Origin of the sequence: Polaromonas sp. (genome assembly GCF_013817205.1) — a bacterium.
Taxonomy (GTDB): Bacteria; Pseudomonadota; Gammaproteobacteria; order Burkholderiales; family Burkholderiaceae_C; genus Polaromonas.
On the sequence record NZ_JACDDD010000089.1, the window covers coordinates 1 to 14674 of the forward strand.

13 protein-coding genes, 1 tRNA gene and 1 pseudogene are annotated in these 14674 nt (G+C 63.3%); 7 read left to right on the forward strand and 8 right to left on the reverse strand.

Annotated features, from left to right (window positions below; all coding sequences use genetic code 11):
• The 4 genes from H0W47_RS16165 to H0W47_RS16180 all read left to right on the forward strand — a co-directional run.
• The coding region (locus H0W47_RS16165; RefSeq protein WP_296926222.1) for an L-threonylcarbamoyladenylate synthase at positions 1–605 on the forward strand (605 nt) is incomplete at its 5' end.
• A gap of 120 nt (positions 606–725) precedes the next feature.
• Positions 726–1394, forward strand: coding sequence for a site-2 protease family protein (locus H0W47_RS16170; protein WP_296926223.1), 669 nt, complete (start codon positions 726–728; stop codon positions 1392–1394).
• 5 nt (positions 1395–1399) lie between these two features.
• Complete coding sequence (locus H0W47_RS16175) at positions 1400–2722, forward strand: tryptophan--tRNA ligase (protein WP_296926225.1); 1323 nt, start codon at positions 1400–1402, stop codon at positions 2720–2722.
• Positions 2723–2886: 164 nt separating this feature from the next.
• Positions 2887–3471 (forward strand): response regulator transcription factor, encoded by a 585-nt coding sequence (locus H0W47_RS16180; protein WP_296926227.1) that lies wholly within the window; start codon positions 2887–2889, stop codon positions 3469–3471.
• Here the strand turns inward: H0W47_RS16180 and H0W47_RS16185 are convergent.
• The 6 genes and pseudogenes from H0W47_RS16185 to H0W47_RS16210 all read right to left on the reverse strand — a co-directional run bounded on the left by H0W47_RS16185 (position 3468) and on the right by H0W47_RS16210 (position 8997).
• A complete protein-coding gene (locus tag H0W47_RS16185) occupies positions 3468–4889 on the reverse strand; it encodes a HAMP domain-containing sensor histidine kinase (protein ID WP_296926230.1) in 1422 nt (473 codons plus the stop codon). The genes H0W47_RS16180 and H0W47_RS16185 overlap by 4 nt on opposite strands.
• Positions 4890–5030: 141 nt before the next feature.
• Positions 5031–5118: transfer RNA gene (locus H0W47_RS16190), tRNA-Ser, on the reverse strand.
• Between the two features lie 20 nt (positions 5119–5138).
• Positions 5139–6476, reverse strand: a complete 1338-nt coding sequence (gene serS, locus H0W47_RS16195) for a serine--tRNA ligase (protein WP_296926233.1) — start codon at positions 6474–6476, stop codon at positions 5139–5141.
• A 41-nt stretch (positions 6477–6517) separates the two neighbouring features.
• Positions 6518–7459: pseudogene (locus H0W47_RS16200) on the reverse strand (threonine/serine dehydratase).
• A 6-nt stretch (positions 7460–7465) separates the two neighbouring features.
• Positions 7466–8527 (reverse strand): 4-hydroxy-3-methylbut-2-enyl diphosphate reductase, encoded by a 1062-nt coding sequence (gene ispH, locus H0W47_RS16205; protein WP_296926235.1) that lies wholly within the window; start codon positions 8525–8527, stop codon positions 7466–7468.
• Positions 8524–8997 carry an FKBP-type peptidyl-prolyl cis-trans isomerase gene (locus H0W47_RS16210; RefSeq protein WP_296926237.1) on the reverse strand — a complete coding sequence of 158 codons (474 nt, stop codon included), beginning with the start codon at positions 8995–8997 and terminating at the stop codon, positions 8524–8526. Before H0W47_RS16210 ends, ispH begins: the two co-directional genes overlap by 4 nt.
• A 139-nt stretch (positions 8998–9136) precedes the next feature.
• Here H0W47_RS16210 and radC point away from each other — a divergent pair, with 139 nt between their 5' ends.
• Positions 9137–9811, forward strand: coding sequence for a DNA repair protein RadC (radC, locus tag H0W47_RS16215; protein WP_296926240.1), 675 nt, complete (start codon positions 9137–9139; stop codon positions 9809–9811).
• Between the two features lie 22 nt (positions 9812–9833).
• Here the strand turns inward: radC and H0W47_RS16220 are convergent, their stop codons facing one another.
• The gene (locus H0W47_RS16220) at positions 9834–11201 is read right to left on the reverse strand and encodes a histidine kinase dimerization/phospho-acceptor domain-containing protein (RefSeq protein ID WP_296926242.1); all 1368 of its coding nucleotides are present in this window, start codon (positions 11199–11201) and stop codon (positions 9834–9836) included.
• Complete coding sequence (locus H0W47_RS16225) at positions 11198–11881, reverse strand: response regulator transcription factor (protein ID WP_296926244.1); 684 nt, start codon at positions 11879–11881, stop codon at positions 11198–11200. The genes H0W47_RS16220 and H0W47_RS16225 overlap by 4 nt, the downstream gene beginning before the upstream one ends.
• Positions 11882–12000: 119 nt before the next feature.
• On the opposite strand from H0W47_RS16225, the gene H0W47_RS16230 reads away from it, so the two are divergent.
• Positions 12001–12702 carry a phosphatase PAP2 family protein gene (locus H0W47_RS16230; RefSeq protein ID WP_296926246.1) on the forward strand — a complete coding sequence of 234 codons (702 nt, stop codon included), beginning with the start codon at positions 12001–12003 and terminating at the stop codon, positions 12700–12702.
• Positions 12699–14528: a phosphoethanolamine transferase gene (locus H0W47_RS16235; protein ID WP_296926248.1), complete on the forward strand. Its 1830-nt coding sequence runs from the start codon at positions 12699–12701 to the stop codon at positions 14526–14528. The genes H0W47_RS16230 and H0W47_RS16235 overlap by 4 nt, the downstream gene beginning before the upstream one ends.
• The last annotated feature ends 146 nt before the right edge of the window (positions 14529–14674 follow it).

Here is a 14674-nt window from a genome sequence, read left to right on the forward strand (position 1 = left end):
ATCCGCAGGTGCGCCTGCTCAGGCAGGCTGCTGCCTTGCTGGAGCGCGGCGCGATTGTGGCGGTGCCCACCGACTCCAGTTACGCGCTGGTCTGCCACCTCGACGACAAAACCGCCGCCGACAAGCTGCGCAGCATCCGCGGTGTGGACGACAAGCACCATTTGACGCTGCTCTGCCGTGACCTCAGCGAACTGGCCAACTATGCGCGTGTCGACAACAAACAATTCCGCCTGATCAAGGCCGCCACGCCGGGGCCTTACACCTTCATCCTCGAAGCCAGCAAGGAAGTGCCGCGCCGCCTGAGTCATCCCTCACGCAAGACCATCGGTCTGCGCGTGCCCGACCACAAGACCCTGCAGTGCCTGCTGGAGTTGCACGGCGCGCCACTGCTGGCAACCACCCTGATCCCGCGCGGGCAGACCGAGCCGCTTAACGATGCGCAGGACATCCGCAGCCAGTTGGAGCACGAACTCGCCGCCGTCATCGATGCTGGCGCCTGCCCGCTTGAACCGACCACGGTGATCGACCTGACCGCCATGGGTCAGGGCGGCGAGCCGATCGTGGTGCGGCAGGGGCGCGGTGAGCTTGCCGCACTCGGCTTGTAGAGCCCCCACGTTCGCTCGCTTCGCGCAGCTCTCTGCCCCAGGGGGCGGCTGCGCCTGCGGGCCGGCTGACTTGGATATCTCACCTCGGGAGCAGCGCAGCGTGCCAGCGATAATCCACAGATGGACTTCGCCAAGCTGATTCAAACTGTCGCCATCTACGCCCTGCCCGTGCTGTTCGCCATCACGGTGCACGAGGCAGCGCACGGCTACGTGGCCCGCTACTTTGGCGACAACACCGCCTGGGCGATGGGCCGCGTCACCCTCAACCCCATCAAGCACATTGACCCGCTGGGCACCATTGCGATGCCGTTGGTGCTGTACCTCGCCACCTCGGGCGCTTTTCTGTTCGGTTATGCCAAGCCGGTACCGGTGCAATTCGGCAATCTGCGCAACCCCAAGCGCGACATGATCTGGGTGGCCTTGGCCGGACCGGGCGCCAACCTGATCCAGGCGGTATTCTGGGGTGTCGCCTTTTACCTGCTGCAGGGCGCGGCTGTGACCGAACCGTTTTTCATCAAGATGTGTCAGGCCGGCATCCTGGTCAACATCGTGATGATGGTCTTCAACCTGTTCCCCCTGCCGCCGCTGGATGGCGGTCGCGTGCTGGTGGGCCTGCTGCCCTGGCGTCAGGCCGAGCTGGTGTCACGCATCGAGCCCTGGGGCTTTTTTGTGGTGATGGCGCTGGTGATTGCCGGTGTTCTGACCGACTGGTGGATGCGTCCGCTGATGACCTTGTCTTACGCCCTTCTTGAAATTGTGTTGATGCCGCTGGCGATGCTGGTGCAATGAAGACCATGACTACAAACAAACAAACACCCGCGCCGCAGCGCTTCCTCACCGGCATCACCACCACCGGCACGCCGCACCTGGGCAACTATGTCGGCTCCATTCGTCCGTCTGTGGCTGCCAGCACTGGCGTTGGCGCCGAAAGTTTTTATTTCCTGGCCGATTACCACGCGCTGATCAAGTGTGATGAGCCGGCCCGCATCCAGCAGTCCACCCTGGAAATTGCGGCAAGTTGGCTGGCCGCCGGGCTGGATCCGGAGCGCGTGACCTTTTACCGGCAGTCCGACATTCCCGAGATTCCCGAACTGACCTGGCTGCTGACCTGCGTGACGGCCAAAGGCGTGCTCAATCGCGCGCATGCCTACAAGGCGTCGGTCGACAAGAACGCGGCTGCCGGCAATGACCCTGACGCTGACGTGAGCGCCGGCCTCTTCATGTACCCGGTGCTGATGGGCGCGGACATCCTGATGTTCAAGGCGCACCACGTGCCCGTTGGGCGCGACCAGATCCAGCACATCGAGATGGCGCGCGACATGGCGCAGCGCTTCAACCACCTCTATGGCGAACACCTTGTGTTGCCGCAGGCGCTGATTGAGGAATCGGTCGCTCTGCTCCCCGGCACAGACGGCCGCAAGATGAGCAAGAGCTACGACAACACCATCCCCTTGTTCACGCCGCGCGATCAACTGAAAAAGCTGATTGCCGGCATCGTCACCGATTCGCGGGCGCCGGGTGAGCCCAAGGCCACCGAAGGCTCGGCACTGTTCCAGATCTACCAGGCCTTTGCCAGCGGGCCGGAGACCGCCGCGTTGCGTCAGGCCTTCGCCGATGGCATCGCCTGGGGTGACGCGAAACAGACCTTGTTCGAACGCATTGACCAGGAGGTGGCGCCGATGCGCGCGCGCTACCAGGAACTGATGCAGGACCCCGCCAAAATCGAAGCTGTCCTGCTGGCCGGCGCCGACAAGGCGCGCCAGTTGGCCACACCGTTCATGCGCGAATTGCGCCAGGCGGTTGGCCTGCGCAGGCTTGCCGCCGCCCCGGCGCCGGCCGCCAAACCCAAAAGCGCCAGGGCTGGCCTGCCGGTATTCAAGCAGTACCGTGAAGCTGATGGCAAGTTCCACTTCAAACTGCTTGATGCGCAGGGTGGGCTGTTGCTTCAAAGCGACGGCTTTGATTCACCCAGGGACGCCGGCAAGGCAATCGGCCAATTGCAGATCGAGGGCGCTTCGGGGCTGGCTTCATTACGTCCAAAGCTGCAGCCGGTGCCAGGTGTGACGGAGGACGCCATCAACGCAGCATTACAACTGCTCGCCCCCGAAGTCCCCTGATCTGCCACAAGCGAGCCCTTGTGAACTCGCGTTGTTTTATGGCGATGAAATGTCGATTAGTTCCGAACTTAATATTTATAGTTGATGCGACGACTTGACAACTAGCGGTATGCTTGACTTTTCGCCCCCAAACATCACGCCCAGTCACGAATCGCTGCTCACCCATGCGCATATTTGTCATCGACGACCATCCTCTCATGCGCGAAGCCGTGGTCATGCTGATTCGCCGTCTGCACACCAAGGCCAGCATCATCGAGCTGGACCGTTTGGCTGGCATCGGTCCGGCGGTTGAGCAGCACGGCCTTCCGGATGTAATTTGCCTCGATCTCAAGCTGCCGGACACCCACGGCGTGTCGGGCGTGCGCGAAATGCGTCACCAGTTTCCTGAGGTCCCCATTGTGGTGTTGTCCGCCGCACCGGCGCAGGATTACCAGGAACTGTCTCTGGAAGCCGGAGCCGACATCTACATTGAAAAATCGGCTGGCGCGACCGAAATCTCCAAGGTGCTCAAGACCTTTCTGGACGACGGCGCCGATTCCGAAGGCGGAACCGAACCCGAAAAATTGTCCAAGCGTCAGAAACAGTTGCTGGTGATGCTGGACAAGGGCATGAGCAACCGCGACATTGCCGCCGAGCTGCAGATCAGTGAACACACAGTCAAGGTGCACCTGTGGCGGCTGTTTCGCAGGCTCAATGTCAAAAGCCGTTCACAAGCCAGTCATCTCGCACGCACCCAAGGCCTGCTCTAGGAGTCTGTCGGTGGCTCCGCAAAAATCACCCCGGTGCTGCCGAGCGACTCCAGGTACAGCCTGAACACTGTGCCGCGGCCGGGGCGTGAGTCCATGGTCAGGCGGTGCTTCAGGGTATGGCACAGGCGCGAGACGATGGACAGCCCCAGGCCAAAGCCCTCTTCCGTGCCGTTGTGGGCGGCCACACGGTAGAACTCCCGAAAAATCGCCTGCTGGTGCTCCGGCGCCACACCGACCCCGGTATCCCAGATTTCAACTCGTGGCCCATCGGTGCCGCCGCGCACGGCAAGCAATACGCCCCCTTTCACCGTGTGCCGCACCGCATTGGACAGCAGGTTGCCCAGCAGTCGCCTGAGCAGCATGGGGTCAGACTCCGCCACGCCCGGCATGACACGGGTACGCAGCACCAAGCCTTTTTCACGGGCCAGTGGCGCATACTGCAGCTCCAGTTCGCAGACGAGGGTGGGCAGGTCCACCGGCTGCCACGTCGGCTCAACCGCGCCAGAGTCGAGCTTGGCCAGGTCAAACAGCGAGTTGAACAAGGCGTTCACAGCCTGCGTGGACTGCACAATTTTCGGGGCGATCTGCGCCACCAGTTCAGGCTCGGCCCGCAACCAGTCGGCATACAGACCCAGCGCGTGCACCGGCTGGCGCAAATCATGCGCGGCGCTGGCGATGAACCGGTCCTTGGTCTGCACCGCTTCCAGCGCGACGCGTGTCTTCTCGGTCAGCGAGGCAATCAGCGTGGCGTTTGCATACTGAAGCTCGAGCGTCTTGCGTTGCCCACGGTGAAAGCGTTTGCCCGCCGAGCGGATGGCCGTCCAGTAAATGAGCACCAGCAGCACCAGGCTGTAGGTCTGCACGGTGCCCATGAAGGGGCGCTCCAGCCCCACGCTATAGATGACCGCAGCCAGAGTGCTGTAGGCCAACCCGTTGATGTAGCCCAAAAAACAGCGCTGCGACGCTGAAAAAGCACCGACCGCAAACCCGGCCATGCCCGCCAGGATCAGCAACCCGATGAACTGGTCATACATGGGCGCCTTGCGGAAATGCAGAAACATCGACGCGCCCCATATCGCGGCGCCCAGCGTCCAGGTCCAGCTGTAACGCGACATGAATTCGCGCAAGCGCGCCGCGCTGGTGTCGGCATAGTCCCGGTAATAGATCGTGATCACCCGGTAACGCGCGAGCGTCATGACCACGGCCGCAATGGTCCAACCCAGCAAGGCTAGGTTGTTGACGTCGTTGTAGAGAATAACCACGAGCACCGGGATCACCATGCTCGCCGAATGCAACGCTGGCCGGCCGTTGCGCATGAAGGTGCGCATCAGCTTGGCCTCCACCCAGTCGTCCCGCGCCACGATGTCTGCCTCGACATGCGGGCTGGCACCGGACGGGGAAAGGACGGGCGAACTCATGGGCGCAGTTTACCGTTCGCACCCACGGCTCCCACCCCCATCAAGCTGACGCTGTCGCTTGGTCCGGACGCAAAAAAGCCCCGGCTTGCGGGGCTTTTAGGGGCTTGGCTATGCACGGTGAGGTGATGTGAAGCCGATTTTTGGCGGAGAGGGTGGGATTCGAACCCACGGTACCTTGCGGTACGCCTGATTTCGAGTCAGGTACATTCGGCCACTCTGCCACCTCTCCTGAGTGAAGACGAGATTCTATCAGGGCTGCAGCACCGTGATGCCGCCCATGTAGGGCTGCAAGGCAGCCGGCACCGCTACGCTGCCGTCTTCACGCTGGTAATTTTCCAGCACCGCCACCAGGGTGCGGCCCACAGCCAGACCCGAGCCATTGAGGGTGTGCACAAATTCGTTTTTGCCTTGGGCATTCTTGAAACGCGCCTGCATGCGGCGGGCCTGGAAGGCTTCGCAGTTGGAGACCGAGCTGATCTCGCGGTACGCGCTCTGGCCGGGCAGCCAGACTTCGAGGTCGTAAGTCTTGCTGGCGCCAAAACCCATGTCGCCGGTGCACAGCAGCATCACGCGGTAAGGCAGGCCCAGCTTCTGCAAAATCGCCTCGGCGTGGCCGGTCATGGCCTCCAGGGCCTCGTAGCTGTGGTCCGGGTGCACGATCTGCACCATCTCGACCTTGTCAAACTGGTGCTGGCGGATCATGCCGCGGGTGTCGCGGCCGTAGCTGCCGGCTTCCGAGCGGAAACAGGGGGTGTGGGCGGTGAACTTCAGCGGCAGCTTTGCCTCGGGCACGATCTCGTCCCGCATGAAGTTGGTCAGCGGCACTTCCGATGTCGGGATGAGGTACAGCGCGGCGTTTTCGCTTTCCTCGTCACCTCCGCCTTCCTGTCCGCCCTTTTTGGCGGCAAACAGGTCTTCCTCGAACTTGGGCAACTGGCCGGTGCCGCGCAGCGAATCGGCATTGACGATGTAGGGAACATAACACTCGGTGTAGCCATGCTCGGCCGTTTGTACGTCGAGCATGAAGGCAGCGAGTGCGCGGTGCAGTCGCGCCAACTGGCCTTGCATCACGGTAAAACGCGAACCTGTCAGCTTGCTGCCGAGCTCAAAATTCAGGCCCAGCGGCTGGCCCAGATCGACGTGGTCTTTGACCTCAAAGGCCAAGGCAGGCGGCTCGCCGCCAGCGCCTTCGACCGGGCTCCACTTGCGCACCTCGACATTGCCTTCTTCACCGGTGCCGGTCGGCACGCTTTCATGCGGCAGGTTGGGTACGGCCAGCAGCAGCGACTGCATCTCGCTCTGGATCACCTCAAGGCGCAGCGCGCAGCTTTCCAGCTCGGCCTTGAAGGCGGTGACCTGCGCCATCACCGGCGCGGCATCTTCGCCTTTGGCCTTGAGCTGGCCGATCTGTTTGGACAGGGTGTTGCGCTGGTTCTGCAGCTCTTCGGTGCGGATTTGCTGAGTTTTGCGCTCGGCCTCCAGTGCCTGGAAGGCCTCGACGTTCAGGAACGCTTGCGGATTCTTGCGCGCTTGCAGGCGCGTGATCACGGATGGCAAGTCTTTTCGGAGCAGGTTGATGTCTAACATGCACCGATTTTAAAGGAGGGCTGCCTGTCCGACTGCGCGGCTCAAGCCAGCGTGGCCGGATCGAGATTGGCGCCGCAGATGATCAGGCAGATTTTTTCGTCGATGCGCGGCTGGTAAGCGCCGCTGTGCAGCGCTGCCAGCGGCAGGGCGGCAGCCGGCTCAACCGCCAGCTTGAGCTCTTTCCACAACCACAACTGGGCCGCGCGTATGGACTCATCCTGGAGCAGCAGGGCATCACCCACATGCGCCTGGGTGGCGGCCCAGGCCAGATCACCAATTCGTCTGGCGCCCAGTGAATCGGCAGCAACTCCACTGACGGCCACATCAACCGGTTGGCCGGCCGCACGCGCGTTGAACAGCGTGGGCGCCAGCATCGGCTCCAGTGCCACCACCCGGGTGCGCCGCTCAAACCAGCTGGCGATACCGGCAATCAGGCCGCCGCCGCCCACGCTGACCAGCACCGCATCAGGCAGATCGGCCTGTTGCTCAATCTCGAGCGCCAATGTGCCGGCGCCAGCCACCACTTCAAGCTGATCGTAAGCATGGGTCAGCAACGCGCCGGTTTGCTGCTGGCGCGCCAGGCAGGCCTGCAGCGCGTCTGAATAAGCTGCGCCTGTTACCACCACTTCAGCGCCAAGCGCGGCCAACCGGGCGCGCTTGGCGAGGCTGGACACTTCGGGCACAAATACCTCACAACGCACACCCAGCTCATGCGCGGCCGCAGCCGTGGCAATGCCAGCATTGCCGCCCTAGGCAACGATCACGCCGCTGGCAGGGATCGGATTGGAGAGCAGGCGATTGAGCATGCCGCGCGCCTTGAAGCTGCCGCCGGTCTGCAAATGTTCCAGCTTGAGCCAGACTTCAGCACAGTCCACACCCAGCGCCTTGCCGGGCAGCTTCCACACCGGGGTTTGATGGATAAAGTGGCTGTAGCCCTTTTGGAAAGAGCGCTGACAGCTCTCAATTTGATAGCGTGTTGTCATTGACTTCTATGCATGCAGGTCACTGTCCAGCGCATCCAGTGCCGTGCCTTCCATCCTGAGACCCTTGGGCAGCGGGAACTTGATGGTTTCCTCGATGCCGCTCATCTTGCGCACCGACACCGCGCCCAGCGCCTTGATTCGGTCTATCACCTGCTTGACCAGAATCTCGGGGGCCGACGCGCCGGCGGTCAGGCCCACGCGGCTTTTACCTTCAAACCACTCGGGTTTGAGCTCGCTGGCGTCGTCCACCATGTAGGCCTCGGTCCCCAGCTTCACGGCCAGCTCGCGCAGGCGGTTGCTGTTGGAACTGGTCGGGCTGCCCACTACGATCAATATATCGACCTGCGGGCTCATCACCTTGACGGCGTCCTGGCGGTTCTGGGTGGCGTAACAGATGTCCTGCTGCTTGGGCTCACGCACATTCGGGAAACGCGCCTTGACGGCGGCGCTGATCTCGGCGGCGTCGTCCACGCTCAGGGTGGTCTGCGTCACCACCGCCAATTTATCGGTCTGCCCCGGCTGGATGCGCGCCACGTCGGCCACGTCTTCCACCAGGTGGATGCCGCTGTCGAGCTGGCCCATGGTGCCTTCGACCTCGGGGTGGCCCTTGTGGCCGATCATGATGAACTCGTAACCTTCCTTGTTGAGCTTGGCCACTTCCACATGCACCTTGGTCACCAGCGGGCAGGTGGCATCAAAAATCCGGAAGCCACGGCGCTCGGCCTCGCGCTCGGTCGCCTTGCTGACGCCGTGGGCGCTGAACACCAGCGTGGCTCCGGGTGGCACGTCGTCCAGGTCCTCAATGAAGATGGCGCCCTTTTGCTTGAGCTCGTTGACCACATAGGTGTTGTGCACGATCTCGTGGCGCACGTAAATCGGCGCGCCAAACTTGCCGAGTGCCCGTTCGACGATTTCAATGGCTCTATCCACGCCGGCGCAAAACCCGCGTGGCTCAGCCAGAAGGATTTCCTGGGGCGAGCGCGGCGACGGGCCGCCCCTGGCAAGCACGGCCTCCTCGGCGGGCAGAGAGGGCACGGCAGTGCCGAGCGTGGGGGCTTTATCGTTCATAAAACGCCAATCAACTGAACTTCAAACACAACCGGCTGACCCGCCAGCGGGTGATTGAAGTCAAACTGCACCGCGTCGCCCTCTTCCTTCAACTGCTGCACGCTGCCCGCGTACTGTCCCATGCCGTCCGGCGTCGGGAACTGCACCACGTCGCCAACCTTGTATTTCTCGTTCGGGTCGCCCAACTCGTTGAGCAGCCTGCGCGCCACCCACTGCAGCAAGTCGGGGTTGCGCTCGCCGAAAGCCTCGCCTGCCGGCAGCTCGAAGCTCGCGCGCGTGCCTTCCGGCAAACCCAGCAAACGCTGCTCAATGGCTGGCGACAGCTCGCCCGTACCCAGGCTCAGGGTGGCGGGTTTGCCATCAAAGGTGTTGATGATGTCGGCCCCGTCCGGACCAGCCATGCGGTAATGCAGGGTCAAAAAAGAGCCTGGCTGGACAAGGGCAGGAGCGGCAGTTTCCACGGTGGACATAAAACTTTCGGGCAACAGGCGTTTTGTAAACTGCCCCTATTGTAGAAACTGCGGTCCGGACGCGGAAATCCCGCCGCCTTTAGCCCTGATACTGCTCCTGTCACCACGTACACCGACCCGACAAACTGGCCGATCCACCATGCTGCTCAAAGACCTGCCTGAAGACGCCCGCCCGCGAGAAAAGTTGCTGGCCCGTGGCGCAGGTGCGCTCAGCGACGCCGAACTGCTGGCGCTGCTGCTGCGCAGCGGCATCCCCGGGAAAAACGCCCTGCAAATGGGTCAGGAACTGGTGGACAACTTTGGCGGCGTGGCCGGCCTGTTACACGCCGGCGCGGGCGCCCTGAAAAACATCAAGGGGCTGGGGCCGGCCAAGCGCGCCGAGCTCGTCGCCGTGCTGGAACTCGCGCGCCGCGCGCTGTCCGAGCAGCTGAAGGAAAAGCCCCTGTTCGCCACGCCGCAGGCCGTGCGCGACTACCTGCAGCTTCAGTTGGGCAGCCGTCCGCATGAAATTTTTGCGGTGTTGTTTCTCGACAGCCAGCACCGGCTGATTGCGCTGGAAGAACTGTTTCGCGGCACGCTCACGCAAACCAGCGTCTACCCGCGCGAGGTGGTGGTGCGTGCGCTGGCGCTGCAGGCGGCCAGCGTGGTGCTGGCACACAACCACCCCAGCGGCGAGGCCCGGCCTTCGCGCGCCGACGAGGCGCTGACGCAAACCCTCAAGGCTGCGCTGGGCCTGGTCGATGTGCGGGTGCTGGACCACTTCGTCGTGACGCGCACGCAAGCGGTGTCCATGGCTGAGCTGGGCTTGCTGTAAAGCGCAGGAGCCTAAATGCGGCTTATGCAGATATCGGGGGAAACGTCAGCCGAAAGCAACTGGTAAAGCCTGGCGGCGCAGCAGCTTGCTCAAAGGTTGCACCATGGATTAGCGCGATTTTCTCTACCACCCGGTGGCCCAGACCCCAGCCCAAACCAACAGTTGAATCCGCGGTTGCCGCGGACGGTATTTTTTGCGCCTGCCCCTCACGCGGCGAGAGCACGTGAACCGCCGTATCACACACCTGCAGCCAGCGTTGCGCGGGGTCCAGCTGCACTTCCACCTGGGTGCCGGTCGGCGTATGGCTCAAGGCATTTTCTACAAGATTGCGTATGGCCAGGGCCAGCAGCACCGGATGACCCGCCAGATGAAACGGGCCGGCGCTGACGAGTGCCAGCTCGTGGCCGCTCTGATGTGCGGCCTGCCCGAAGCTGGAGACCTCGTCGCGAGCGATGCCGTCCAAATCCAGCGCCTGCCGGGCGTCTGCCATTTCTGTCCGGCTCGCGCGCGCCAACGCCAGCAGATCCGCCAGCACGTGGCCGGACCTCAGCGCATCGCGCTCGAGTTGCTCCAGCAGCAGTTCGCGCTCTGGGCCCTGCGTCACTTGCCGCAGCGCGCGCGCCTGCAGCGTGATGGACGCAAGAGGGGTGCGCAGTTCATGCGCGAGTTCATTGGCAAGCTCCCTTTCCCGGGCGAGCACCGCGTGATAACGCCCCGCCAGGGTGTTGATAGAGTCAACCACCGCGCGAAATTCCTGCTGTTGGTAGCGGTTGCGCAGTGGCGAGGGTTGGCCAATATCCAGCGCGTCTACATCCCGCGACAGCTCGTACAGGGGACGCAGACCGCGGTGGATCGCCAGGCCCAGCACCAATGCCACGACCGGCAACAACCAGAAACCCGGCTCGGCCACTTGCTCTGCGATGTCTTGCGCGAGGTCGTCGCGCTCGATCTCGCTGAGCAGCACGGCGACCTTGCGCTCTTGGCGCGGGCCGTCCCAGCGCGAAAAGGCGCGCCAGGCCACTGCCGGGCTGCCCAGTTGCAAGGTCTCGAAACCTTCGCCTTGCGTGAAGGGCAGGTCGGGGGCTTCGCCCGTGCGCATCAGAACACGGCCGGCGCCGTCCCACACCACCACGCTCATCGATCGTTGGTAATCGTGATTTTTCAGATTCGACAACCCCGGCAAGCCCCCTATCCCGCCACGTTCGGCGGGCTGGCTGGCGTACTCGGACAACTGCAACATCGCCACGCTGGCCAGGTGCCCATCGGTCAACTCGTCCGCCTCATGGAGGCCGGTGCGGTAGCCCAGCGCCACAAAGCCGCCCCAGACAATCAGCAAGGCGCCCAGCGCCCAGGCCATCAGGTGCAAGGTCAGCGAGCGCCGGGCAATCATGCGGACTCTTCCGGAACAAAATAGCCTACGCCGCGCATGGTGCGGATGATGCCGTCACCGAGTTTTTTGCGCAGGTGATGCACATGCACCTCGACTGCATTGCTTTCCAGGGCGTTGTCCCAGTTGTAAAGTTTGGCCTCAATCTGCGGACGCGACAACACGCGAGGCCGGACCTCCATCAGCGCCAGCAAAATGCCAAACTCCCGCGCAGACAGCTCCACCGGCTGACCCGCCATGCGCGCAGTGCGTGAGGCAGGGTCAACTTGCAGCGCGCCGCACACCAGCAGCTGCAGCGCCCGGCCCACCGCGCGCCGACGCAGGGCGCGCACGCGCGCAGCCAGCTCGTCTGGGTCGAAAGGTTTGGTCACGTAATCGTCAGCGCCCATGTCCAGGCTCTGGATGCGGGACGTCACCTGGTCGCGCGCCGTCATGATCAGTACCGGCGTGGCGCTGTCCGGCAGACGGCCCGCTGGCGCATGGCGCAGGCGACGCAACACTTCGGCGCCATCGCCATCACGCAGGCCGAGATCGAGCAGCACCACGTCAAAAGGCTCGGCGCACAGGGCGCGCCACGCCGGAGCCACCCCGTCGGTCACGTCTACCGCCCAGCCCAATTGCCGCAGGTGCGCCTGCAGCCCCGCAGCGATGCCTTCGTCGTCTTCAACCACCAGTACGCGCATCGCCTTATTGTGCTTGACGGAGTTCAACCCAACAAGCTCAGGCGCTCAACAGCCACGCGCATGCCGGGCTATTTGAACCTTTAAGGAAGATTTAAGACTGACCGCCCAAGCTGCGCCTCATGCAAAAAATTTCGCGCCAGGGCCCGGCGCTTGCCACCGCCCTGTTGACGCTGGTTCTGATGGCCTGGGACCTCTCTAGCCTGGACCTGACCCTGGCCCACTGGTGGGGCGGGTCGGGCGGTTTTCCACTGCAAGAGAACTGGTTTCTGACGACGGTGGCGCACGATGGCGCCAGGCGCGCCGCATGGGTAGTCACCGTGGGCCTTTGCGTGGCTGCCTGGTGGCCGCCCGGCTGGCTCAAGCGACTGGACTTTGCCCGCCGTCTGCAACTGGCAGCTACCCCATTATTGGCGGTGTCTCTGGTCAGCTTGCTCAAGTCATTCAGCGCCATCAGTTGCCCCTGGGGCCTGGCAGAGTTCGGCGGCGTGGCGCACTACAGCGCGCACTGGGCCCAGCTGTTGCAGCTCGACGGCGGCAGCGGCGGCTGTTTTCCGGCCGGGCATGCCGCGTCGGGCTTTGCATTTGTTGGCGGCTACTTTGCCTTTCGCGAGACCTCGCCTTTCATCGCTAGGCGCTGGCTGGCAAGCGCCGTGCTGGCGGGACTGGTCCTGGGCGCCGCGCAGCAAATGCGGGGGGCGCACTTCATGAGCCACACCCTCTGGACCGGCTGGATATGCTGGTGCGTGGCCTGGGCGCTTGACGCCGTGCGGGTCTGGGCTGGCCAGCGCGGGCTGATGACGCCGTGGAGCGATCCGGCATGAGCGCGGAACCCCAATTTACTGTCCGCAGCGAGCTCTCGCGCGAAATGACGCAGCGAAAAGCCCCCAGGCAGCGTGTTGTCCAACGTTTTGGCAACCCTTTCTGGCTGGTCTTTGCCGCCAGCCTGTGGATGGCCAGCGTTGCCAACCTGCCCTTGTGGCGCGCATTGACACAAGTTTTGACAGCTGGCCCCAATGCATGGGCCTTTGAGGGTGGCATGCTCCTCATCATTGCGGCCAGTCTGGCGGGCCTGTTGAGCCTGCTGGCTTGGCGCTGGACACTCAAGCCTGCGCTGATCGCGCTGCTGCTGGTCGCCGCCTGTGGCGCTTACTTCATGATGACTTACCACGTGGTGATCGATGCTTCCATGATGGTGAACGCCTTACAGACTGATGCCCGCGAAGTGCGTGACTTGCTCAGCGGCAAACTGCTGGCGTTCTTACTGGTTTTAGGGGTGGCTCCGTCCATCGTGATCTGGCGCTGGCCTGTGGCCTACGGCCACTGGATGCGCCGCCTCTGGCAAAACCTGGCGCTCGCGCTGGCCGCCGTCCTGGTGGCCGGGCTGGCCGTCTTTGCCAGCTTCAGCCCGCTGGCTTCCACCATGCACAACCACCACGATGTGCGTTACCTGATCAACCCTCTCAATTCGCTGTACGCCGTGGGTGCCCTGGCAGCCAAACCGCTGCAACGCAATAACTCTTCCGTGGTGCCCGCCGGGCTTGACGCCCATCTGGCCGCGGCAGTGCCTAGTGCGCGTCCGCCGTTGCTGATGCTGGTGCTGGGCGAAACCGGGCGCAGCGGCAATTTTGGCCTGAACGGCTACGCCCGCGACACCACACCCGAGCTGGCACGCCAGGGGGTTGCCACCTTCCGCGATGCGTGGTCATGCGGCACCAGCACCGCGGCCTCGGTGCCCTGCATGTTCTCGGGCATGGGCCGCGTCGGCTTTGAAGCGCGCAAGCACAATGCCGAAGGCCTGCTGGACGTGATCCAGCACGCCGGCATGGCGGTGCTGTGGCTGGACAACCAGTCTGGCTGCAAAGGTACCTGCGACCGTGTGCCAAGTGTGAACACCTCCAACCTGCAGCATCCCGCCCTTTGCCCGGGCGGCGAGTGTTATGACGGCATCATGCTGGAGGGCCTGGATCAACGCATCGCCGCCTTGCCTGCAGAGCGCCGCGCAAAAGGGGTGGTGCTGGTATTGCACCAGCTGGGCAGCCACGGCCCGGCCTACCACCTGCGTTCGCCGCAGGCTTACAAGCGCTTCATGCCTGAATGCGCCAGCAACGATTTGCAGAACTGCAGCCGCGCAGAACTCGTCAATGCCTATGACAACTCGGTGGCCTACACCGACCATTTCCTCGCCTCTGCGGTCGACTGGCTCAAGACGCAACAGACGGCCTGGGACCCGGCGATGGTGTATGTGGCCGACCACGGCGAATCGCTCGGTGAAAACAACCTCTACCTGCATGGCATGCCGTATCTGATCGCGCCGGATGTGCAAAAACATGTGCCGTGGATCACCTGGCTCTCGGCAGGTTTTGAGCACCGCAGCGCGATCAACACGACCTGCCTGCGCAACGATGCGAATGTGCGGGTATCACACGACAACTATTTCCATTCGGTGCTCGGGCTGCTGGGCATACGCAGCAAGGTCTACCAGCCGCAGCTCGACGCCTACGCTCACTGCGCGAACCTGCCCGGCGCGGTGGCTCAGGCAGCTGCAGGACCCCAGACCACACTGCTGCGGAACGAGCCTTTCGCAGCTCCCGGCCTTGCGGTAGCGCAAACTGCCGCCGTCAAGGCTCTGACATTGCAACAGCGGTAGCGGCTTTTCGCGGCGGGCCGCCCACCATCAGCACGGCTATTGCACTAGCCCGGATATTTCACCAGTAGTCCGATGAGCACATGATTTTGGGGCGCGCAGCGGCCGATGCGTGTCGTTCGTCGAATTGTCTGGGTACTGGATGGGTT